At 55.5% G+C, this 21,930-nt stretch carries 23 protein-coding genes; 2 read left to right on the top strand and 21 right to left on the bottom strand.

The annotated features are described in order from the left end of the window. Positions 1 to 31: 31 nt before the first annotated feature. The gene (locus HC757_RS10410; RefSeq protein WP_169564275.1) at positions 32 to 802 is read right to left on the bottom strand and encodes an MlaA family lipoprotein; all 771 of its coding nucleotides are present in this window, start codon (positions 800 to 802) and stop codon (positions 32 to 34) included. A gap of 307 nt (positions 803 to 1,109) precedes the next feature. On the opposite strand from HC757_RS10410, the gene HC757_RS10405 reads away from it, so the two are divergent. Both HC757_RS10405 and HC757_RS10400 read left to right on the top strand, forming a co-directional pair. Next, complete coding sequence (locus HC757_RS10405; protein WP_169564274.1) at positions 1,110 to 2,960, top strand: hypothetical protein; 1,851 nt, start codon at positions 1,110 to 1,112, stop codon at positions 2,958 to 2,960. A 50-nt stretch (positions 2,961 to 3,010) separates the two neighbouring features. Continuing rightward, entirely contained in the window at positions 3,011 to 3,322 is a 312-nt protein-coding gene (locus tag HC757_RS10400) for an EscU/YscU/HrcU family type III secretion system export apparatus switch protein (protein ID WP_169564273.1), read from the top strand. A 132-nt stretch (positions 3,323 to 3,454) separates the two neighbouring features. Here HC757_RS10400 and HC757_RS10395 read toward each other — a convergent pair whose 3' ends face one another. From HC757_RS10395 to fliM, 20 genes are all read right to left on the bottom strand, one after another. Next, a complete protein-coding gene (locus HC757_RS10395) occupies positions 3,455 to 3,856 on the bottom strand; it encodes a DUF2802 domain-containing protein (RefSeq protein ID WP_234235268.1) in 402 nt (133 codons plus the stop codon). Between the two features lie 81 nt (positions 3,857 to 3,937). Further along, a complete protein-coding gene (locus HC757_RS10390) occupies positions 3,938 to 4,432 on the bottom strand; it encodes a chemotaxis protein CheW (protein WP_169564271.1) in 495 nt (164 codons plus the stop codon). A 7-nt stretch (positions 4,433 to 4,439) separates the two neighbouring features. Then, entirely contained in the window at positions 4,440 to 5,393 is a 954-nt protein-coding gene (locus tag HC757_RS10385) for a chemotaxis protein CheW (protein WP_169564270.1), read from the bottom strand. Further along, positions 5,377 to 6,168, bottom strand: a complete 792-nt coding sequence (locus HC757_RS10380; protein WP_169564269.1) for a ParA family protein — start codon at positions 6,166 to 6,168, stop codon at positions 5,377 to 5,379. Before HC757_RS10380 ends, HC757_RS10385 begins: the two co-directional genes overlap by 17 nt. Before the next feature lie 41 nt (positions 6,169 to 6,209). Then, a complete protein-coding gene (locus HC757_RS10375; protein ID WP_342343062.1) occupies positions 6,210 to 6,668 on the bottom strand; it encodes a hypothetical protein in 459 nt (152 codons plus the stop codon). Continuing rightward, positions 6,661 to 7,821: a protein-glutamate methylesterase/protein-glutamine glutaminase gene (locus tag HC757_RS10370; RefSeq protein WP_169564268.1), complete on the bottom strand. Its 1,161-nt coding sequence runs from the start codon at positions 7,819 to 7,821 to the stop codon at positions 6,661 to 6,663. Before HC757_RS10370 ends, HC757_RS10375 begins: the two co-directional genes overlap by 8 nt. Before the next feature lie 21 nt (positions 7,822 to 7,842). Beyond that, positions 7,843 to 10,185 carry a chemotaxis protein CheA gene (locus HC757_RS10365; RefSeq protein WP_169564267.1) on the bottom strand — a complete coding sequence of 781 codons (2,343 nt, stop codon included), beginning with the start codon at positions 10,183 to 10,185 and terminating at the stop codon, positions 7,843 to 7,845. 15 nt (positions 10,186 to 10,200) lie between these two features. Further along, complete coding sequence (locus HC757_RS10360) at positions 10,201 to 10,938, bottom strand: protein phosphatase CheZ (RefSeq protein ID WP_169564266.1); 738 nt, start codon at positions 10,936 to 10,938, stop codon at positions 10,201 to 10,203. Positions 10,939 to 10,951: 13 nt separating this feature from the next. Beyond that, complete coding sequence (gene cheY, locus HC757_RS10355) at positions 10,952 to 11,335, bottom strand: chemotaxis response regulator CheY (RefSeq protein ID WP_007649667.1); 384 nt, start codon at positions 11,333 to 11,335, stop codon at positions 10,952 to 10,954. A 43-nt stretch (positions 11,336 to 11,378) separates the two neighbouring features. Continuing rightward, positions 11,379 to 12,098 (bottom strand): RNA polymerase sigma factor FliA, encoded by a 720-nt coding sequence (locus HC757_RS10350; RefSeq protein ID WP_169564265.1) that lies wholly within the window; start codon positions 12,096 to 12,098, stop codon positions 11,379 to 11,381. Beyond that, positions 12,091 to 12,972: a MinD/ParA family protein gene (locus HC757_RS10345; RefSeq protein ID WP_169564264.1), complete on the bottom strand. Its 882-nt coding sequence runs from the start codon at positions 12,970 to 12,972 to the stop codon at positions 12,091 to 12,093. The genes HC757_RS10350 and HC757_RS10345 overlap by 8 nt, the downstream gene beginning before the upstream one ends. 4 nt (positions 12,973 to 12,976) lie before the next feature. Further along, entirely contained in the window at positions 12,977 to 14,356 is a 1,380-nt protein-coding gene (flhF, locus tag HC757_RS10340) for a flagellar biosynthesis GTPase FlhF (protein ID WP_169564263.1), read from the bottom strand. 11 nt (positions 14,357 to 14,367) lie between these two features. After that, positions 14,368 to 16,467 (bottom strand): flagellar biosynthesis protein FlhA, encoded by a 2,100-nt coding sequence (gene flhA / locus HC757_RS10335; RefSeq protein ID WP_169564262.1) that lies wholly within the window; start codon positions 16,465 to 16,467, stop codon positions 14,368 to 14,370. Between the two features lie 164 nt (positions 16,468 to 16,631). Then, positions 16,632 to 17,765, bottom strand: coding sequence for a flagellar biosynthesis protein FlhB (flhB, locus tag HC757_RS10330; RefSeq protein ID WP_169564261.1), 1,134 nt, complete (start codon positions 17,763 to 17,765; stop codon positions 16,632 to 16,634). A gap of 244 nt (positions 17,766 to 18,009) precedes the next feature. Further along, positions 18,010 to 18,807 carry a flagellar biosynthetic protein FliR gene (gene fliR, locus HC757_RS10325; RefSeq protein ID WP_169564260.1) on the bottom strand — a complete coding sequence of 266 codons (798 nt, stop codon included), beginning with the start codon at positions 18,805 to 18,807 and terminating at the stop codon, positions 18,010 to 18,012. A 3-nt stretch (positions 18,808 to 18,810) separates the two neighbouring features. Further along, positions 18,811 to 19,080, bottom strand: a complete 270-nt coding sequence (gene fliQ, locus HC757_RS10320; RefSeq protein ID WP_169564259.1) for a flagellar biosynthesis protein FliQ — start codon at positions 19,078 to 19,080, stop codon at positions 18,811 to 18,813. Positions 19,081 to 19,203: 123 nt separating this feature from the next. Beyond that, positions 19,204 to 19,950: a flagellar type III secretion system pore protein FliP gene (gene fliP / locus HC757_RS10315; protein WP_169564385.1), complete on the bottom strand. Its 747-nt coding sequence runs from the start codon at positions 19,948 to 19,950 to the stop codon at positions 19,204 to 19,206. After that, positions 19,950 to 20,315: a flagellar biosynthetic protein FliO gene (gene fliO / locus HC757_RS10310; protein WP_169564258.1), complete on the bottom strand. Its 366-nt coding sequence runs from the start codon at positions 20,313 to 20,315 to the stop codon at positions 19,950 to 19,952. The genes fliP and fliO overlap by 1 nt, the downstream gene beginning before the upstream one ends. Positions 20,316 to 20,454: 139 nt before the next feature. Beyond that, positions 20,455 to 20,838 carry a flagellar motor switch protein FliN gene (gene fliN / locus HC757_RS10305; protein ID WP_169564257.1) on the bottom strand — a complete coding sequence of 128 codons (384 nt, stop codon included), beginning with the start codon at positions 20,836 to 20,838 and terminating at the stop codon, positions 20,455 to 20,457. Positions 20,839 to 20,849: 11 nt separating this feature from the next. Next, complete coding sequence (gene fliM, locus HC757_RS10300; RefSeq protein WP_169564256.1) at positions 20,850 to 21,878, bottom strand: flagellar motor switch protein FliM; 1,029 nt, start codon at positions 21,876 to 21,878, stop codon at positions 20,850 to 20,852. Positions 21,879 to 21,930: the final 52 nt, after the last annotated feature.

Here is a 21,930-nt window from a genome sequence, read left to right as displayed (position 1 = left end):
ATCTTATCTGCAATGCTGTAGGACCAGGGTGCTAATCCAGCTCCTTCATGTATTCATCGAGTAATGCGTCATCATCATCATTCGTTGGAAGATTGCCATCATACACCTTGTAATCCATATGCTGTAAATAGGCATCTTTCACAAAAGTATAAGGATCGAGGGCATTGTCGACGAGTCGTTCCTGATCTATGGCCGTCGCCCGGGCATGAAGACTCTTGAGACCCCACTTAATTACCGACTGCCATAAGGTGAACTCTGACAAGGGGAAGTATAGACCATCCACCCAATCCGATGCGAGCTCACGGGTCACGTAAGGCCCGGCAAAGGGGGCCATAAAATAGGGTCCATTGGGGACGCCATAGTAGCCGAGCACTTCATTGAATTCATCATTCTTGCGCGGCATCCCCATCATGTCGGCCACATCGATGAAGCCCAACAAACCCAGAGTGGTGTTGATGGTAAAGCGCCCACCCGCATTCGCCGCCCAGCCCCATTTCCCCTGTAGGCTATTGTTGACTAAGCTGCTGGGTTCATCAAAATTCCTGACGAAATTATTCAATCCGGACTTTATCGGTGACGGAACGTAATCGTTATAACCATGGGCAACGGGGCGATATAAATATCTGTCCAAGAAAAGATAGTTAAAGTCCCACATGGTCCGGTTAAAGCCTTCGAAGGGGTCATTGGGATCGTTATAACTGATCTGCACCCCAGAAGGTTCGCTTTCCTTTGCGATTTCAACTGCATCGGCGTAATGGCTGGCCAAAACAACCAGAGATATCATCATCCATTTCAACTTCATAGCATTCTCTTATGTGAAAGTACTGCACACACACCGGGTTTTCGCTAAAGTGAAGCCGCGCAGCGGACGATATAAAGATCGGTTTGATGCGAAAGCCGGCCAATTAGCCCGATATGGTGGCTAAGGATACTTGCCAGAAAATTAAGGTCAAATGTTAATTTGTGATAAATCATAACGCTCGCCATAATCTGCCGAAGGTTACACCATGGAGCCACTAAAAGCCCCGATAAACATTAACAATTCAGCTACATACCCAGCGGGAGCCACTGCTGCATCTACCGCGGTCAGCCAGGGGCAAACCAGGCTGGTGACAGTTGAACTGAATCCGGCTGCGCCAAGCGCCACACTGGTGTTAGATGGCAGCGAATATAGTCTCATACTGAATTCTGCCCAACAGCGTAAATTCGCCGGTATAGACACCTTCATGCTGCAGCTACCACCCCAAGCTCAGACCCAAACCCAAGTCCAGACTCAAGCCCAGAACAATAACCTGCCCCCCACCGGCCAAATGGCAAAACTGCTCGGCCTGGGCGCGGCAGCAGAATTCAAACTGCCATCGGCCCTGCTCGCCCTGGCCAGACAAAACGGCGTGTCAACGGAGCTGCTCACCCAGTTAGCCGCCCGGCCTCAAGGCTATCCTCTTCCCATCGCCAGCCTGCAAGCACAGCAGCTTTCCTTTTCCGGCGCTACCTATGTCCACCTGGGTACCAATATCCGAGTCGATGATGGCGACTATGTGGCCAAGATAGTGTTCACTCAGGGCAGCTTCAAACTGAGTCTCAGCCCGCTACTGGCTCAAACCCAGGTTCAACTGGGAAGCATAGCAACAGCAACGGTAGCAGAAGCCGAGCTCCCTGCTGACGCCAAGCTAGGATCACAAGTACAGAGCAAGACCGAACCGGCACAAGTATGGGGACAACTGCTGAAAAAGCTGGAACAGCTCCCGCCATCGACAGGGTCAACAACGCCGGTGGCTAACGTCCCATCCAAGATGGCCGAGACCCTGCCTTCTCAGACCCCAACAGCAGCGACGCAGACCGAGGCGCTCGGCTCGTCGCAGCCAAACTCCCCGGCTGCCAAGCCGGCCAATCCAGGGCTGACGTCAGACAAGGCGTCAATAAACCGCCTCGGCACCGAAGCCAGGTTGGTTCCTGCCGCCACACAGACCAGGCCTCCCCTGACAGCTGCTGGTGCCAATACAGGCCTTAACAACACCACTAACACTGCCACAAACACTGCCACTAACATTGCCACTAACACAGCCAGCCCTGGCGCTGGCATAAATGCAGCCACAGCGCCTGAATTTGCCGCCGGCTCGGATACCAAGGCAAGGAGCCTGATCTTGCAACAGGCCCTGAATAAAGCCGGAGCCATGCCCAAGGGTGACATAGGTGCGGCCATTAAGGACAACTTGGCCGGTGAACTGCTCAAGCACTTGCCCCGGCTCGACCCATTGCCTTTGAGTATTTTAGCAGAGCCAAGCATTCTCGCCGCCGAAATGACCGGACTCGCCGGCCTTAGTCTGGCGAGCCAGCCGGCGACGCTCTCCTCGCTGGCTGTTAACGCCAATGCCATAACCACCCTGTTCCAGCTGCTGCTGGGGATAAAAGCCTCGGCAGCCGGTGCCCGGATCAGTCCCAAGCTCGAAAACTATCTGCAGCATTTGCAGGCTTCAAGCGGTATGAATCGGCGGCAGCTGGAAGCACTCGACAAGGCAGGCACACTGGACGCCCTCGGACTGTTATCGGCGGGACAGGCTCAGTATCAGCAGGCCAGCGGCGAGGATAAAGGCTCGCTCAATTGGTATTTTTCCCTGCCCTATGTCATCAACCAGAGACATGAACAGCTTGAAGGAAAATTCGAGCGTGGCAGCGGCGAGGCCGAAGATAAACACTCAAGCCTATGGCGGCTGCAGCTTAAATTTAACCTAAGCCATGGCCCCCTGCTGATCCAGGCACAGCAACAGGGTGAACACCTGAATATGCAATTCAAGGCCAATGATCCCGCCTTGCTGGATAGTGTGAGCAATTACTTGGCTCCCCTGAGTGAAAAGCTCACCCAATTGGGTTTCATGCCGGGGAAAATGACCACCCAGGTAACTTCGATACCCGCCACACTGCTTCCCGGCGATCATTATCTGGTCAAGACCCAGGCCTGAGGCACTGCCGTGCAGCTGGGCGTAAAATGAGTCATCAAGGAAAAACTGAGATGTCAGATAACAAGCAACAACCGACCCAGGCGGTCGCCCTGAGTTATGACGGTAAGGGCGCCCCCAAGATCACCGCCACGGGGCAAGATCTCATCGCCGAGGAAATCATCAGCCTGGCAAAGGACGCCGGCATCTATATCCACAGGGATCCTCACCTGAGTGATTTCTTGCAACGACTGGAGCTGGGAGAAGAAATACCCAAGGAGTTATATCTGCTAATCGCCGAGCTGATTTCCTTCGTCTATATGCTCGATGGCAAGTTTCCCGAGCAATGGAATAACCTGCATCAGAAGATTATCGAAAAAGCCTGAAGCAGTGCCTTAGCCCAGGAAGGAGGCGGGACTGTACATGTTAAAGAATCGAGGTGTCGAAGAATCGAGGTGTCAAAGAATTAAGGTGTCGAAGAATTGGGGGACAGCGGCCAGACGGCGCGCAAGCAGGCACTATTTGCCGTGTAAGCGGATCAATAACTCGGCCTCGGCCTTGGGCAACTCGCACTCGCGTACCAGCTCCTCGACCCCTGCGCCCAGCGACACCATCTTCATGGCGCGACTGTATAATTTGGCCTGAGGATCTTGCTGGCTGGACTCTTCGATACGCTCCGACTGTTGCTGCAATCTCTTCTCCAGTTCCAGCACCCGCCGGCCGACGCCTATGGTGCCGCTGCGCAACTCATGCAGTTCACGTTTAACCGTCTCGCGTTGACGATCACTTTCCTTCACCAGCACAGTCAAGGCATCCACCTTGGTGCGCAGCTTACCCGCCTGCTTCTGCAAATAGAGCACCAGAGCGAGGCAGGCAACCACAAAAACCAGTGCAGCTAGGATAATCATTTCATCGGCGATCATGTCGGTCTCAACAGGGTAAAGCTACAACAAGGGCTAGACTCTGGCCCGGGACTCGGGCCACAGCAGGGACGCGGGCAATCAGATCTGCGTCAGTTCGGCCCATTCTTCATCGGATAACAGCTTATCCAAATCCACCAGGATCAACAGCTCATCATCACGGTTGCTCACGCCCTGAATAAACTTGGCACTTTCTTCCGTGCCCACGTTTGGCGCGTTATCGATTTCAGAGCGGCGCAGGTAAACGACTTCGGCGACGCTGTCGACCAATATGCCTATCACCTGTTTTTCCGCTTCTATGATAACAATCCGGCTGGAATCATCTATCTCGGCCGACGGCAGCCCGAAACGGGTGCGGGTATCGATAACAGTCACCACATTGCCGCGCAGGTTAATGATCCCCAGCACATAATAGGGTGCGCCCGGCACAGGTGCTATGTCGGAATAACGCAACACTTCCTGCACCTGCATGACGTTAATACCATAGGTTTCGTTATCTAACTTGAAGGTTACCCACTGTAATACCGCGTCTTCTTTACCCGCGGCAACCACTGCCACATTTCTTGATTCTGTCATATTTACCTCAGCCAATAGAGTCCTGACAACCTAAACCCGCATCTAGCATGCCGATCAGTGATTGCACATGCAAAATACCACACATTTGTTCCCGTACCACCCCGGCGAGCCAGGGACGTTTACCCGCCTTGCTGCGCCAATTTACCTGGGACTTGTTAATCTTGACCGCATTGACCAGAGATTCACAGGCCAGGCCCCAATTACTGCCTTCCAGCATCACAAGATACTGGTAACTGACCTTCTGAGCCAGAGTGGCGTCATACTTTTCCGGCATGACCCAGGCGCCGGTATCGACAATATTGAGTTGCGACTCCCTGTGGGATTGCACCCCCATGAACCAGTCGGGCCGGCCAATGATATGGTTAATCTTCTCTATCTTGACAATCCCGCCCAGGCTCACCAGCGGCACGGCCAAGGTCAAGCCCGCCACTTTGAAGAACAACACCTGAAACTCATCATCCAGCCCATCCTGCAACTCACAGGTCAGGCTCTCCGCCGGGGCTGCGGCAAGATCAACCTCTTGACGAGCCTCTGGCGGTGGGATGGTAGCAGTTTTTGCTGCCGCCGGCATAGGGGCGCAATCCGCGAGCCTGGCGGCGGTCTCTGTGAGTGCCGGCGCTACCGTACCTGGCTGACTCGCCTCATCCGCCATTGGTTGCCGTGGCTGGCTCTGAGTCTGCGCCTGAATCTCAGGCTGGGGCTCGGCCTGCACCCGCATGGGGGCGAATAATTTCTCCAACGCCTTCTTATCCAGCTGCGGCCTGGCCTGCTTCTCGGCGGAAGCATAATCCGGCTTCAACTCCGCCGGCCGGGGCGCCCTCTGGCCTGCAGGGGTTACTCTAGCACCGGCTTGCGGCGACGTTCGTTTGAGTTCGGCTTCCGCATTGTCTTGGCCTGTTTCGGGTTCCTGCAACAACAGCTGGAAGAAATCAAAAACAGTTTGATCAACCGATTTTGACATGACCAAACTCCCCGGCGAATAAGAAATCCAACAACCTCATGTAGGCCTTAACCCCACGGCTGCCGGCGGCATAATGGGTTGCCGGCACATGTGCCAGGCTGGCATCACGAAACTTGGTATCCACCGGAATGATGTCATCCCAGAGGGTATCAGGGTAGTCTTGCATCAGGCTGGTTAACGCCATCGGCGATGCCTTGGTGCGTTTATCGAACATGGTCGGCACTATGGTATAGCTGTAGCGGGTCTGCTTCGAGCGCCCCATGAGCTCCATGGTCTTGAGCATGCGGTCCAGGCCCTTGATCGCCAGGAACTCAGTCTGCACAGGGATCACTATGTGCTGTGATGCCGCCAGGGCATTGACCATCAGCACCCCCAACACAGGCGGGCAATCTATGATGGCGACGTCATAGTCATCTTCGACCCTGGCCAACAAGTTGCGCAATACCAAGCCCATGCCTTCCTTATGCCCCAGGGCCCTGTCCAGCGTCGCCAGGGCCATGGTGGCGGGTAACAAGTCCAGGCCTTCGACCAGGGTCGGCACTATGTGCTGGGCGACGAGTTCCCTGGTCAACCTGTCATGGGCCAGAAAGACGTCGTAGAGGGAACCCGGCACTTCTTCACAATCTATGCCCAGGTAATAGCCCAAGGAGGCATGGGGATCCGTGTCTATCATGAGCACACGTTTGCCGCGTTTGGCCAAGGCGCCGGCCAGGCTCGCCACTGTGGTGGTTTTCCCCACACCGCCTTTCTGGTTTGCTACCGTCCATACTTTCAAGAAACGCCCCTCGAATAGCCCATGTTATCAGTCTGATATGACTACTCTACACGAGTCGTCACCCGGATCCCGCCATCGGGTAAACTCACTACTTTCACGCCCGCAGCATTCTCAGACAGTATGACCGCCTGCTCGGTTGCGGGGCGGGTGTCATTGCCAGCGTCCTGGCCAAGTTGCATGGAACTGGCCTGTGACGGCTTTTGGACTAAGGCCCGGGTTTGCTGCGGATGTGAGTCCAGCCAGCTGGCCAGCGCCTGGGCCTGTTCGCTCGGTGCCATGAGCACGACCTGTTCCGCCTGCAAACGCTCAAGCTCATCGAGCAACAAGCTATTCTTGCGCTGCAGCTGAGTGCAGAAGGCCAGCAATACCAGCACTGCGCCTGCCAACAGAAAAATAGCCAAGCCGCCGGCGGTGCTTTTGCCGGCAGTACTAGTGCCTATGCCACGATCGGCCATGCGGCTGGCGGCGCCCGGGTCAACATGGCCCCCGGGCTCAGCCACGCGCCGTCTCTTTCAAGATGGACTCTGCCATGCTGTCCAGTGGGATAGACTGGCTCGTCAGTCCGGCGGCAGTCACCGCCTGAGGCATGCCATAAACGACACAGCTGGCCTCGTCCTGGGCCCAGATGTTGGCGCCAACGCTCTTCAGCATGCGTGCGCCTTCACGGCCATCGGCCCCCATGCCGGTCAATACCACGGCCAGGATATCGCCGCCGAAGGCCTTGGATGCCGAGGCGAACGTGATGTCGACGCTGGGTTTGTAATTCATATCGGCATTGCCTGCGAGGACTTTAATCCTGCCGCTCGTGCCCGCCCGTTCGACCAACATCTGCATTCCGCCGGGGGCCAGATAGGCATGACCTGGGCTCAGCACATCGCCTGCGGCCGCCTCCTTGACCTGGATCTTGCATAAGCCATTGAGCCTGGCGGCAAAGGCCGGAGTAAAGGCCGCCGGCATATGCTGGATCAACAGGATGGGATGGGGGTAGTCGGCCGGAAATTGGGTGAGGATTTTTTGCAGCGCCACAGGCCCGCCCGTGGATGTCCCTATCAGCAGTAACTTATATTGCTTGCCGCTGGCACGGATAGTCGGAGCCGCTTGCCTGACGGGGACCTGACTCTGGCTCAGGCTCTGGCTCTGAAGCCGGCTGCTGCCGACCGAAGTGCCTGCCGCAGTGCCGGCGACAGTGCCGGCCAGGCCGCCTGTGAGCGGATGCGGCTGCAGGGGCGCAGGTCGGCCTATGGGCCGAAACAAGCGTCTGCGTCCCAGGGCCCTGACCCTCTGCTGCAGCAAGGCGATGGCATCGTCCTTGTTGGTGGCTATGTCCTCGAAGCGTTTCGGCAGGAAGTCCAGCGCACCTGCATCCAGGGCATCCAGCGTCGCCTTGGCGCCATCATGGGTCAGTGAAGAAAACATCAGGATAGGGATGGGGGTCTTCGCCATGATCTCCCGCACTGCGGTGATCCCATCCATCACAGGCATCTCTATGTCCATGGTGATGACCTGAGGGTTTAGCTCGGCAGCCATCTTCACCGCTTCGAGACCATTGGTCGCTGTGCCTATGACTTCCAGTTCAGCGTCCTGGCTTATGATCTCGCTGACACGTCGCCTGAAAAAACTCGAATCATCGACGACTAATACTTTAATGGCCATGCAATTCCTTAATATCCCGGACTAGCTCTTATTCTTGGCGTAATGCTTCAGCAATCCGGGAACATCCAATATCAGTGCTATGCCACCATCTGAGGTGATAGTCGCACCCGCCATCCCGGGAGTACCGTGAAGCATGGCACCCAAAGGCTTAATGACGACCTCTTCCTGCCCTATCAGGGCATCGACCACGAAGCCTATTTGCATAGTGCCTAATTGGACTATGACCACATGACCGTGTTGTCTGTCACCATGCTTGAACTGGGTCTTGTTGCGGTGCAGCCAATGCTCGAGATAGAACAAGGGCACGGCTTTATTGCGCACTATGACGGTCAACTGGCTATCGACCACATTCGTCTTGGTCAAGTCCAGGTGGAAAATTTCACTCACGCTCGACAGAGGCAAGGCGAACACTTGTTTGGCGACATCGACCATCAGGGTCGGCATGATCGCCAGGGTCAGCGGCACCTTGATCTCCAAGGTGGTGCCCTTGCCTTTGAGCGAGTCGATATGCACAGTGCCGTTCAACTGGGTGATGCGGGTCTTGACCACATCCATGCCCACGCCACGACCGGAAATATCGGAGATTTCCACTTTGGTCGAGAATCCAGGGGCAAAGATCAGGTTATAGGCCTCGCCATCAGACATGCGGGCGGCGGCATCCTCATCCAATACCCCGCGGCTGATGGCGATCTGCTTGAGCTTCTCGGGATCCATCCCGGCGCCATCATCCTCGATTTTCAGCAGTATATGATCGCCTTCCTGGCTGGCCGACAGTGTGATGGTACCGGTTCTGGGTTTGCCTTTGGCTTCGCGCTCCAACGGCATTTCTATGCCATGATCGACAGAGTTGCGCACCAGATGCACCAGAGGATCGGCCAGTGCCTCGACCAGATTCTTGTCCAGATCTGTCTCTTCACCCACCATGATTAAATCTATGTCTTTATTCAGGCTGCGGGCGAGATCCCGAACCACCCGCGGGAAGCGACCGAAGACCTTCTTGATAGGTTGCATCCGGGTCTTCATCACCGCGCCCTGCAAATCGGCGGTCACCAGATCCAGGTTGGCCAACGCCTTGGACATTTCCTCATCGTCACGGCTGATGCCGAGGCTGACCAGGCGATTACGCACCAACACCAGCTCACCCACCATGTTCATTATCTGATCCAAGCGGGCGGTATCGACCCGCACTGTGGTTTCACCCTGGGGCACATTGGCGGTGACGGCTTTCGCCTGGGCCTTTTCCGGCACTAAGACATTTGCTTTGGCGGCGACACTGGGCACTGCCTTGGCGGCAGGCGCCTGAGGTACCGGCGTCGCAGTGACCTCGGCCTCGCGGCTTGGGGCGCTGACCCTGGGTGCCTCATTGGCGGCAGGATGACTTTGTGGCACATCGACCTTAGCCGGCGCGCCACCCTTGCCATGGAGTTCATCGAGCAGACGCTCGAATTCATCGTCCGTGATTTCATCCGAGTCACTGCCGGCGCCGGCGACGGATGTACTCAGCTGCTGGCCCGTTTGACCGGGTGTCGGCGCGGATGTGGCCTGAGTTTGGGGCTGACTGGGTTGAGCGGACGTCGCCTTGAACTGTCCCGAACCATGCAGCTCATCGAGCAGAGCCTCGAACTCATCGTCTGTGATGTCGTCGTTGCCCCCCATGGGGCCGCTCGTCTGAGCCGCGACATGAGGCGCGACATGAGGCGTAGGGTTCGCCGCAAGCGGCGTGCTGGCTTGCGCCATATCGACGCCCTTGGTGGTCGGGCTCTGGCCCGCACCGTGCAAGGCATCGAGCAAGGCCTCGAATTCGTCTTCGTTGATCTCATCTATGCTGCCGGCGGGCTCAGCCACGCCGGCGACCGAATCGAACAGCGCCATGCCGGCATCGGCCGGCGCATCTGCCTGTACCAGGGCATCGAGCAATTCGATACCACTGAAATCGGCTGCGGCTGCTTGCACCTGGGTTTCCGATGCCAGCGGGGCGCCCGAACTCAATAACTTGAGTTGACCGAGCAAGTCGCTGCCGGCGGGATCTTGTTCCTCACCGCGCTGGGTCTGGGCGAACATGCCATTAATGGCATCGACGGCCTGCAGTATGATGTCCATCAGCTCGGCGTTCACCTGGCGTTTGCCGGTCCGGAGCAGGTCGAAGGTATTCTCGGCCTCGTGGCACACATCGACCATGGGAGTCAGGCTCAGGAAACCGGCGCCGCCTTTAACTGTGTGGAAACCACGGAAAATCGCATTCAACAGGTTGGTATCGTCGGGATTGTTCTCCAACGCCACCAATTGCTCCTGCAATAACTCTAAAATTTCACCCGCTTCAATCAAAAAGTCCTGGAGTATCTCTTCATCAACTTCAAAGGCCATTAGCTTGACTCCTAGTTAGAAACCCAGACTCGACAGCAGGTCGTCGACTTCATCCTGACCTGTCACCACATCTTCGCGCAGCTCCGCATTCATGATCGGACCTTCGGCCTCAATATTCTTTTCCACCACAAACTGGCTTTCGCTCACGGCCTGTTCGCCAAATACCGTCAGCATGGACACCAAATTATTCTCGACTTCCCTGACCAGATCTATCACCCGGCGTATCATCTGCCCTGTGAGATCTTGGAAATCCTGCGCCAACAGTATCTGGTTCAGCAACTCTTTCAACCGGCTGGAGTCATGCTCACTGCGCGTCATAAGCTGCTGAATATTGTGGCATAAGCCCTTGAATTCGGTTAAGTCTATATCGCGGCGCATCAACCTGTCCCAACTCGGCATCACAGTCTGAATATTGGTCGTCAGCGCATCGGCCAGCGGCAAACATTCTTCGACCGCATCCATGGTCTTGTTAGCGGCCTGCTCTGTCATGTCAATCACATAGTTAAGGCGTTCTTTCGCATCGGGGATCTCATTATTCGCCAATTCCGCCAAGCGGTTATCGACCTGAAAGTCCATCAAAGCGCTGTGAAGCTGGCGGGTCAGTTTGCCCACTTCCTCGAAGAGATCCCTTTGTAACGGTGCGGCAAGTTCCCTGATGACATCATCTGCCTGGCTCTGACTGCCCGCACCGAGCAAGGCAACTAAGTGTTGCGCCTGCTCGAGCGTGATGAGCCCTGAAGTATGTGACTGCATAACCCATCCTTGCTCAAGCGAGACGTTCGAAGATTTTATCTAGCTTCTCTTTCAATGTGGCCGCGGTGAAGGGTTTCACCACATAGCCATTGACCCCGGCTTGCGCCGCGGCAATGATTTGCTCACGCTTGGCTTCCGCCGTCACCATGAGTACGGGTAAATGCTTGAGTGAGTCATCGGCGCGTATTGCCTTCAACAGATCTATCCCCTGCATGCCGGGCATGTTCCAATCTGTCACGACAAAATCGAAATCTCCTTTCTGCAGCATAGGCAGGGCTGTCGATCCATCATCTGCTTCCTGGGTGTTATTAAACCCCAGATCTCGCAACAAGTTCTTAATGATACGTCTCATTGTTGAAAAGTCGTCAACAATAAGAATCTTCATATTCTTGTCCAAGGTTTCCTCCGGTGAGCTGACATTCAATGTGCTCGATTAGTAATTATGTTAGTGTCCAGTGCTTGAGTTTCGCTTTCAGTCGCAACATAGCCTGACTCAGTATCTGGCTGATCCGCGACTCGCTCACCTCAAGAATGGCACCAATTTCTTTTAAATTAAGTGCTTCATCGTAATACAGCGACAAGACTAAGGCATCTCTTTCCGGCAAGAGTTTAATGGCTGAAACCAAGGCCGAATGAAATTGGGTCTCTGCCAGGCTCTCGAAGGCATCATCGTTGCTGCCATCCTCGGGAGTTAACACATCCTGGGAGACACCCAAATCTTCTATGCCTATGATTTTCCCGACAGAAACGTCATTGAGGATATGATGATACTCATCCAGAGTCATATCAAGTCTTTCTGCAATTTCGCCATCGCGGGCATCACGGCCCAGCTCTTGCTCCAACTCATCTATGGCCTGGGCGACCCGGCGTTGGTTCCTGTGAACCGAACGCGGAACCCAGTCACCACGGCGAATCTCATCGAGCATGGCACCGCGGATGCGGATCCCGGCAAAGGTCTCAAACTTGGCACCCTTACCGCCATCAAACTTGGATGAGGCCTCGAGCAGCCCCATCATTCCAGCCTGTAACAGGTCATCCAGTTGCACACTCGCCGGCAATCTTGCCAATAAATGGTGGGCAATTCTTTTAACCAGCGGAGCATACTGTTCAACGATAGTGGATTTATTGTCTAAACAAGTATACGCAGCGGCTTTATTCACCCGTTTTTTCCTCTTGAAAATCTGGTCTTTGCACTAAACGTTCGACGAAGAACTCCAGATGACCACCGGGTTGCTGCGGCACGGGCCAGCTCATTATTTTATTGGCTAATCCCTGATAAGCAATAGCCGCAGGCGATTTAGGATAGGCTTCGACGACCAGCTTCTGTTTGCGTACCGACTTGCGCAGGTTTTCATCGAAGGGAATCGTCGCCACCAGCTCCAGCGCCACATCCAGGAATCTGTCGGTCACCTTGCTGAGTTTGGCGAAGAGTTCCATGCCTTCCCGCAGACTGCGCACCATGTTGGCCACTATCTTGAAGCGAAACACCCCATGTTCACGGCTGAGGATCTTGATCAGGGCGTAGGCATCGGTTATCGATGTCGGCTCATCACAGACCACCACCAACACGTCCTGGGAAGCGCGGGAGAAGCTCAGCACCATGTCGGAAATACCGGCGGCGGTATCCACCACCAGGATATCGAATTGGGTGCGCATCTCGCTGAAGGCGCGGATCAGGCCGGCATGCTGGGCCGGGGTGAGTTCCACCATGCCCTGGGTACCCGAAGTCGCAGGCACTATGCCTATGCCTTTGGGGCCACGGACGATGATCTCATCCAGCTCGGCATCACCGGACAAGACGTGCGACAAATTGCGCTCGGCCCGGATCCCCAACATGACATCGACGTTCGCCAGACCGAGGTCGGCATCGAGCACCAACACCCGCTTGCCTTTTTCCGCCAGGGCGACAGCCGTATTGATGGAGACGCTGGTCTTACCCACGCCGCCTTTACCGCCAGTCACAGCGATGACTTTTACTTTTTCGTTATAAGGTTGATTCATCATACGTAAACCACTTGCTTGATCCGGGGTCATAACTCTACTCAAATGCACGGGTCATATTTTCTGACCAGCTTTTGTCATGTAACGATTGTTGTTCGGTATTGTTCAACGCTGTCAAGGCTTGCTGCGCCAGAGCCAGGGTATCCGCTACCTGCATATCTTCAGGAACTCTTTGACCATCAGTCACATAACTCAATGGTAACCCACTTTGGATCAAAACACTCAAGGCGCCAGCCAAGGAGACTGACTCGTCGAGCTTAGTGAGCACGGCCCCCGACAAGGGAATGCGCTTGAAGTGATCCACCGCATCCTGCAACACCCGGCGCTGCCCTGTTGCAGACAGTACCAGATAACTGCGTATCGGTATCCTGGTATTTGCAGTCAAATTGTCGAGTTGCTGATAAAGCCGCATATCCCGCTGGCCCATGCCGGCGGTATCTATCAAGACTAACTTGCGGTTCCTGAACTGGTAAAGAATTTGTTCCAACTCACCCAAGTCGTGAGCCTGTTTTACCGGACAGCCCATTATTTTGCCATAAGTCGCCAATTGCTCAAAGGCTCCGATGCGATAATGATCCGTGGTAATGAGGGCAACCTGGTCGGCGCCATGGTGGGCGGCGAAACGCGCCGCCAGTTTCGCCAGCGAGGTGGTCTTGCCCACCCCAGTGGGGCCTACCAAGGCCACTACCCCGCCCTGGCGGACTATGTCATCCCCCTGATTGTCGAGCATATTGGCCAGACTCTGGGGCAAGGCGTTAACCAATTCGGCCGGAGAGTAATGCTGGCTCAGAGCGGCGAGTTTGCCTGCGACCGCAGGAGAAAACTCGGCTTCGAGCAGCTTGGTTTCCAGCATGGCACCGACGGGATCCGTGCGCTTCTTCTGCTCATTCATCAGGGAAGACACTTGATGGGTCAACAGACTTCGCAGTGAAGCCAGCTCGTCGCGCATGGCGTCCAACTCGGCGCTGGGTTTGCTGTTGCCCTTATGCTGGCGCTCGAAACCTGACTGAGGCTCACGGGCCGCGACCTTAGGGGCGGCCGGGGTCTGCAACTCCTTGGCCCAGGCCGGCATATCCAACTCTTCCTGCTGTTGCGACAACTGCTGAGTCAGGCGGCTCTGCTGTTTCTCCAGCAAGGCCTGCAGCGAATCCGGGGCAGCTGGGGCATTGATCCTGCTCTGGGCCCGGACAGGTTGATTGCCCAGCGAAACCTTGTCGTCACCTATGTCCAGCAAACTGGATACGGCCGACTGGGTCTTGATGTTGGCCTTGGGTTCGTCATAGTCGACAGCAGCCACAATTTCTATGCCACCCGTGACTTTCTTGTTCGACATGATCACCGCATCCGAGCCTAAGGTCTCCTTGACCTGGGCCAGCGCGGCACGCATATCCTTGGCAAAAAAACGTTTAATCTTCAATTACGCACCCTCTACTGACCGACTGCGGATACTATGCGTATCTGCTTCTCATCTGGGATCTCCTGGTAGGAAATCACCCTGAGATTTGGAATGGTATACTTCACGAAGCGTGACAATGTGGCTCGCAACATACCCGACGTCAACAATATGGCAGGTTGACCGACCATTTCCTGCTTCTGCGCCGCGTCAGCGAGTGACTGCTGCATGCGCTCTGCAAGGCCTGGTTCGATATTCGGCCCCTCGCCACCGGTTGCCTGCATAGACTGATGCAACATCTGTTCCAACTCTGGCGCCAAAGTTATGACAGGAATTTCCAACTCTGGACCGGAGATCTCCTGCACTATCATGCGTTTCAGGGCGATACGCACGGCAGCAGTCAAGACTTCGGTATCATTGCTCTTGGTGCCATACTCCAGCAGGGTCTGGACTATGGTGCGCAGATCCCGCACCGACACCCCTTCATTGAGGAGGTTCTGCATGACCTTCACCACGCTGCCCAGCGGCATCACATCCGGCACGAAACCATCGACCAGCTTGGGCGAATGTTTACCCAGCATGTCCATCAGCTGCTGCACTTCTTCGTAACCCAGCAGCTTGGCGGCATTGTTGGTGAGTAACTGACTGATATGAGTGGCGATCACTGTCGCTGCGTCCACCACTGTGTACCCCAGGGTCTGGGCGTGTTCCCTTTGTTCCGGGGCTATCCATACGGCCTCCAGGCCGAAGGCGGGATCTTTGGTCTCTATGCCATCGAGCTTGCCATAAACCTGACCCGGATTGATCGCCAGCTCGCAATCGTGGCGCACCTCGGCTTCACCGACCACCACCCCCATGAGAGAGATGCGATAGACGTTGGGCGACAGGTCGAGATTGTCACGTATGTGCACCGCAGGCACCAGGAAACCCAGCTCCTGGGACAGTTTCTTGCGTACCCCTTTTATCCGCCCCAACAACTCGCCGCCCTGGCCCTTATCCACCAGAGGGATCAGCCGATAACCCACCTCCAGGCCGATGGTATCCACATGGCGCACGTCGTCCCAGCTCAGGTCCTTGGGTTCTTTATCCAGTTTCTCGGTCGGCCCCTGTTGGGCCAGCGCCAATGCCTGAGTGCGTTTGGCATTATTGCGTTTATTGATGAAATACGCGCCGCCTGCGGTGCAGAGGGCGAATGCCAGGAAGGCCAGATGCGGCATGCCGGGCACCAGCCCCATGACGAATAACACCCCGGAGGCGATCGCCATCGACTTGGGGCTGTCAAACATCTGACTCATCACCATCTGGCCCATATCACCCGACTCGTTCTGACGCGTCACCATCAGGGCGGCGGCAATCGAGAGCAAGAGTCCGGGGATCTGTGCCACCAGACCGTCACCTATGGTCAGCAGGGTATAGATCTCCATGGCATCGGAGAAGCTCAACCCATGCTGGGCTATGCCTATGACGAAACCACCCAGTATGTTGATGACCAAGATCATGATACCCGCGATGGCATCACCCTTAACAAATTTTGAAGCACCGTCCATGGCACCGTAGAAGTCGGCCTCACGGGTCACTTCGGCGCGCCGTATCCTGGCCTGCTCCTGATTCAGAGTGCCGGCATTGAGATCGGCATCTATGGCCATCTGCTTGCCCGGCATGGCATCCAGGGTAAAGCGGGCACTCACCTCCGAGATACGCCCGGCACCCTTGGTCACCACGGCGAAGTTGATGATGATGAGAATGAGGAAGACCACCAGGCCCACGGCATAGTTACCGCCGATCACCACAGAGCCGAAGGCTTCGATGACTTTACCCGCGGCATCACCGCCGTTGTGACCCTCGAGCAACACCACCCGGGTCGAGGCGACATTAAGCGCCAACCTGAGCAGGGTCGCCACCAGCAGCACCGTCGGAAAGGCGGCGAAATCCAGCGGCCTGTCGCTGTAAATGGACACCAGCAGCACCACCAGTGCCAGGGCGATATTAAAGGAAAACAAGATGTCGAGCAGGAATGGCGGAATAGGCAACACCACCATGGCCAGTGCCGCGAGCACCAACAGAGGCGTGCCTATCCCCTTAAAGGTGGCAGGTCTTATTTGTTTTATCTGACCCAGGGTCGCTTTAACATCCATTCACAGTTAACCTAAACTTTGACGCATAACAACCTTAAAGCAAAAAGCACGCCAGATTTATATTCGATTCGCGGTTTCAGCCGTAAAAACAGCCAGGGGTAGCGGCAACCCGCTTAGCCTGATCCCCCGGCTAGAACGCGCCCAGGACAAGTCCGGCCTCAGTCTCAATGCTTCAATTCATCCGGAATGGGTTGGTTGAGCGGTATGGGCAAGGGCTTACGGCCGCGGCCCTTCTGATATTGCCTTAGCTGGAACACATAGGCCAGCACCTGGGCGACGGCGGTAAACAAGCCCTCGGGCACCTGCTGATCCAACTTGGTGGTGTGGTATATCGCCCTGGCGAGCGGCGGCGCCGAGACTATGGCCACCTTATGCTCCCTGGCAATTTCCCGAATTTTGAAGGCCACCTCATCCACCCCCTTGGCTATCACGAAAGGCGCCGCCGAACGTGTCACATCGTATTTCACCGCCACGGCATAATGCTCGGGGTTAACCACTATCACGTCGGCATTGGGCACTTCACTCATCATCTTGCGCTGAGCCATTTCGCGCTGCATCTGCCGGATGCGCCCCTTGACCTCGGGTTTGCCCTCGGTGTCCTTATATTCGTCTTTGACCTCCTGCTTGGTCATCTTCAGCTGTTTATTGTGATTCCAGATCTGGAATGGCACGTCTATGGCGACGATGAGCAACATAGATGAGCACAGCAGGATAAACATCCACACCAGCAGATCCAGGGCATGATACACATTGCCCGGCAGGTGGTCCGCCGACAGCATGAGAAGATCGTTGAAATAGAAGCTGAGCAGCAGATAGGCCGACAGGGCGATGACAGAAAACTTGGCTATGCCCTTGGTCAGCTCCACCAGGGCCTGGGTGCCGAACATGCGCTTGAAGCCATTCATGGGATTCATCTTGCTGCCCTTGGGCATGAAGGCCTTGGTCGAAAAACTCAATCCACCGAGCACTATATTGCCCAGAAAAGCCACCACGGCGAGCATGCCGATGAAACTCAGCATCGGCAGGGTCAATTCACTGCCGACGACACCCCAGACCCGGTACATGGAGTTGGTATCGAATATCTGTGCCCGCTCCATGGTGAGCACCTGGGTCATGATCCTCGACAGACTCTGGGCCAGCGCCGGTCCCGTCATGGAAAAGCCCACGGCGGCGGCGAGCAGCACGGCGGCGGTACCGAGTTCTTTGGAGCGGGCGACCTGGCCTTTCTCACGGGCCTGCTCCAGTCGCCTACTGGTGGCCTCCTCGGTACGTTCCTGACTGCTGTCGTTATCAGCCATGACGGCAACTCCAGTTCAATGACCCGATACAACCCATCACAGGACTGCGTCCTTGGAACATTGCAAATGCAGCATGTCGCATAAGAGCAACTGGGCCGCACGCCAGACTTCATCAAACATAGGTGCCATGATAAGGGCCATCATAGGACAGCGTCCTTGAAGCATTGCAAGTGCAACATGTCGCATAAGAGCAACTGGGCCGCACGCCAGACTTCATCAAACATAGCTGCCATGACAAAGGCCATCATAGGACTGCGTCCTTGGAACATTGCAAATGTAGCATGTCGCATAAGAGCAACTGGGCCGTACGCCAGACCTCATCGAAATGCGCCATTATGGGGGTCAGGGTCAGCCAAAGGATCAACAGGCCTCCCACCATGGTGACGGGGAAACCTATGGCGAAGATGTTCAGCTGCGGCGCGGCGCGGGTCATGACACCGAAAGAGAGGTTAACCAAGAGCAAGGCGATGATCGCCGACAAGGACATGGTCAGTGCGGCACCAAACATGTATGAACCCCATTCGGCCAACGCCCGATAGCTGCTGATATCTATGCCTTGGTTGCCGATGGGAATCGTCTCGAAGCTGGCCACCAGCATGCGGATCATCAACAGATGGCCATCGACCGCCAGGAAGATCAGTGTCGCCAGCAAGAGAAAGAAGTTACCTACCACTGGGGTCTGCTGCCCCGAGCCGGGATCCACCATGGAGGCGAAGCCCAAACTGGTCTGCATGCCGATGATCTGCCCGGTCAACACGAAGGTCTGCATCAGCATCAGGGTCACGAAGCCCATGGCGGTGCCGATCAGTATCTGTTGCGCCGTGATGAAGACGGCGCTGAAACCGAACAACTCGACCTTGTCCATGGGGGGTAATACCGGCGCTATGGCGAAGGTGATCGCCATGGCAAACAGCAAGCGTACCCTGGTAGGGGTAGTATTGGCGCCGAAGACGACCATCACCATCAACATGCTGGCGATGCGAAACAGCGGCCAGATATAAGCCGCTATGGTCTGGGATAGGGTGTCAAACAGCAACTCCACGTCTTACCCTATCACCTGGGGAATACGGTTCACCATCTCGATGAAAAACTCCATCAGCGTCTGCACCAGCCAGTGACCCAGGAACATCAAGGCGAACAGCGTCACCAGGAGCCTGGGCAAAAAACTCAGGGTCTGTTCGTTGATCGAGGTCGCAGCCTGAAATACCGCCACCACCAGGCCGATGGCGAGACCCGGCAAGACCACGGCCGAGACGATCAAGACGATGACAGACAGGGCCTCACGAAATATATCTATCAGGGATTCTGGGCTCATCTTGGCTCCGTCGAAAAAAACATCAGCACCTCACTCGCGACCAAAACCGATGGCCGGCGCCTTGCCGATATCACTAACCGGCTTTCAGGGCTCATCTCGGCTCCGTCAACGCATTCACCTTGGCTAGAGGCCGAAACTGTTGGCCAGGGTGCCCATCACCAGGCCCCAACCATCCACCAGCACGAACAACATGATCTTGAAGGGCAAGGAAACTATCATGGGCGACAACATCATCATCCCCATGGCCATCAGGATACTGGCGACCACCAGATCCAACACCAGAAAGGGCACGAACAACATGAAGCCTATCTGGAATGCCGTCTTCAGCTCGCTGGTAATGAATGCCGGGATCACCACAGTCATGGGGGCCTCTTCCGGCGACTTGATGTCCTGATAGCCTGAAATTTCGATGAAGGTCTGCAGATCCGTCAAGCGCAACTGGGACAACATGAAATGTTTCAGCGGCTCCTTGCCGTTGTCGAACGCCTGTTGCAGCGTCAAGGTCTCGTCGACATAGGGTTTGACCCCCTGTTCGTAAATCTTGTCAAACACGGGCGCCATGATGAAGAAGGTCATGAACAGGCTCATGCCGATCAATACCTGATTCGAGGGGGTCTGTTGCAGGCCCAACGCCTGTCTGAGAATCGAGAGCACCACTATGATGCGAGTGAAGGAGGTCAGCATGATGAGCATGGCCGGCAAAAAGCTCAGCGCCGTCATCAACAGCAATATCTGCATGGTGACCGAGTACTGGGTCGAACCATCGGCCCCGGTCGTCACAGTGACGGCGGGCAAGATACCCTCGGCGGCCAACCCGGTCGGAGCCACCAGCATCAGGCCCAGGACCGCCAGGGTCCGTGTCCATTTCATCATAATTTTGACTTCGCTTGTCTTAACTTGGTCGCAAATGAATCCGACCCTATGGCGACGCCGGTTTCCAGCTTGTCTATCAGATTGACTTGCTGCGCCGTCACCCCGAGTAAATACTGCTGGCCCCCGACTTCGACCAACACGAGTTTTTCTTTGGTGCCGAGAGAAGTCGCCGCCAGGATTTTCAATACCCCTTGGCTGGCGGGCACCAGATTAAAGCGTCTGACCAGATAAGCCAGGGCAAAGATCAACAGCAGGACTAGGATGAGTCCACCCAGCATGCTGGCCAGGGTAGCGACCTGTGATGGCTCATGTTCGGCGGCTGAAGTCGTCGCCGCCAGGCTTAGAATGACAGGAGTGAGCATTAAACAGTCCCGATGATGGGTTCCTGGCGGAAACTCGGCCAGGATGTCCTTATTATTATTTCAGCCACGCTTGGCGGGTGGCTCCCATTCACGCACCTGGATCCCGGCCGCGGCAATGACTTGCCGGCCAGGAGTTAAGTCAGCGCAATTTCTTGATCCGCTCAGTCTGGCTGATCACGTCGGTCAAACGGATACCGAACTTGTCGTTCACCACCACGACTTCACCGTGGGCAATCAGGGTCCCATTGACCATCACATCCAGCGGCTCGCCGGCAACCCTGTCGAGTTCGACCACTGAGCCCTGATTGAGCTGCAACAAGTTGCGTATGCTGATAAAACTGCGGCCCACTTCCATGGAGATGGTCACTGGGATATCCAAGATGGTGTCCAGCTTGGCCGCCTGCTCTTCCGTTATCGGCTTGGAGTCATCGACCAGTTCATCCAATCCTATGGCATTGGCCTCTTCCAGCGCCTGCTCTGCCATGGCTGCAGCCCAATCGTCACCTGTATCTTCTGTACTCATACACTACTACCTTATAATTCTGAAATATCTCTGGATTTCCCTTTACGGGTCACAAGCTGCAGCTCAGTTTTGACTGTTTCCGGACGGGGTATCTTCTCACAGATCTTTAACGCCAGATTGTCTCTGGACTTGCCCATCTTACATCTGTAGGTGGGTAAGTCTTCAATTTTCATCATGATGTATTCGGGTAATTCTATGGGTATGATATCCCCAGCCTTGAAATTCATCACATCTTTCAGCGTCACTTCCTGCTCGACCACGTTGGCGTCGAAACCCACATTGACGTCCATGATCTCGTCACGCAGCGCCTGGGACCAGCGCATGTCAGTGTCTTGCTTGTCACTCTGTACCCCGGCATCGAGCAACTCACGGATAGGCTCGATCATCGAATAGGGCATGGTGATATGAAAGTCACCGCCGCCGCCATCGACTTCTATGTGGAACGAGTTGATCACTACCACTTCCGTCGGGCTGACTATGTTGGCCATGGCCGGATTGACTTCCGAGTCGAGGTAATCGAACTCGACGTCCATCACGGGAGCCCAGGCTTCCTTATAATCTTCAAAAATGATCTTCAGCAACAGCTGAACAATCCGCCGCTCGGTCGGGGTAAATTCCCGGCCTTCAATCTTGGCGTGAAAACGCCCGTCACCGCCGAAGAAATTGTCCACCAGTATGAATACCAGCCTGGCTTCCATGGTGATCAAGGCGGTGCCCTTGAGCGGACTGAAACGCACCATGTTGAGACTGGTAGGGACGAACAGGGTATGGACATACTCACCAAACTTGAGCATCTGTACCCCGTTGATCGACACCTCCGCCGCCCGGCGCATCATGTTGAACATGCTGATCCTCAGGTGACGGGCGAACCTTTCGTTGACGATTTCCAAGGTCGGCATGCGCCCACGCACGATCCTGTCCTGGGAAGAGAAGTCATAGGAGCGGGCATCGCTATCATCGAGCTCTATGTCGTCGTCATCGACATCGTCAACGCCGTGCAACAGCGCATCAATTTCGTCTTGGCTTAATAGATCACTCACAATATCGCCTTAGCATCTTTGCCTGGATTAATCTGCTTTCCATCTAAGTCAC

The organism is Shewanella salipaludis (assembly GCF_012911865.1).
GTDB lineage: Bacteria > Pseudomonadota > Gammaproteobacteria > Enterobacterales > Shewanellaceae > Shewanella > Shewanella salipaludis.
This window is presented reverse-complemented; position numbering and strand designations above follow the sequence as displayed.

Bases quoted from the DNA above. Each gene is read 5' to 3' on its own strand.
- fliN (WP_169564257.1), bottom strand. From the start codon at position 20,838: ATGAGTACAGAAGATACAGGTGACGATTGGGCTGCAGCCATGGCAGAG.
- HC757_RS10410 (WP_169564275.1), bottom strand. From the start codon at position 802: ATGAAGTTGAAATGGATGATGATATCTCTGGTTGTTTTGGCCAGCCAT.
- fliQ (WP_169564259.1), bottom strand. From the start codon at position 19,080: ATGAGCCCAGAATCCCTGATAGATATATTTCGTGAGGCCCTGTCTGTC.
- flhB (WP_169564261.1), bottom strand. From the start codon at position 17,765: ATGGCTGATAACGACAGCAGTCAGGAACGTACCGAGGAGGCCACCAGT.
- HC757_RS10390 (WP_169564271.1), bottom strand. From the start codon at position 4,432: ATGACAGAATCAAGAAATGTGGCAGTGGTTGCCGCGGGTAAAGAAGAC.
- fliP (WP_169564385.1), bottom strand. From the start codon at position 19,950: ATGAAATGGACACGGACCCTGGCGGTCCTGGGCCTGATGCTGGTGGCT.
- flhA (WP_169564262.1), bottom strand. From the start codon at position 16,467: ATGGATGTTAAAGCGACCCTGGGTCAGATAAAACAAATAAGACCTGCC.
- HC757_RS10400 (WP_169564273.1), top strand. From the start codon at position 3,011: ATGTCAGATAACAAGCAACAACCGACCCAGGCGGTCGCCCTGAGTTAT.
- HC757_RS10370 (WP_169564268.1), bottom strand. From the start codon at position 7,821: ATGGCCATTAAAGTATTAGTCGTCGATGATTCGAGTTTTTTCAGGCGA.
- fliO (WP_169564258.1), bottom strand. From the start codon at position 20,315: ATGCTCACTCCTGTCATTCTAAGCCTGGCGGCGACGACTTCAGCCGCC.
- HC757_RS10345 (WP_169564264.1), bottom strand. From the start codon at position 12,972: ATGACCCCGGATCAAGCAAGTGGTTTACGTATGATGAATCAACCTTAT.
- HC757_RS10385 (WP_169564270.1), bottom strand. From the start codon at position 5,393: ATGTCAAAATCGGTTGATCAAACTGTTTTTGATTTCTTCCAGCTGTTG.
- HC757_RS10360 (WP_169564266.1), bottom strand. From the start codon at position 10,938: ATGCAGTCACATACTTCAGGGCTCATCACGCTCGAGCAGGCGCAACAC.
- HC757_RS10365 (WP_169564267.1), bottom strand. From the start codon at position 10,185: ATGGCCTTTGAAGTTGATGAAGAGATACTCCAGGACTTTTTGATTGAA.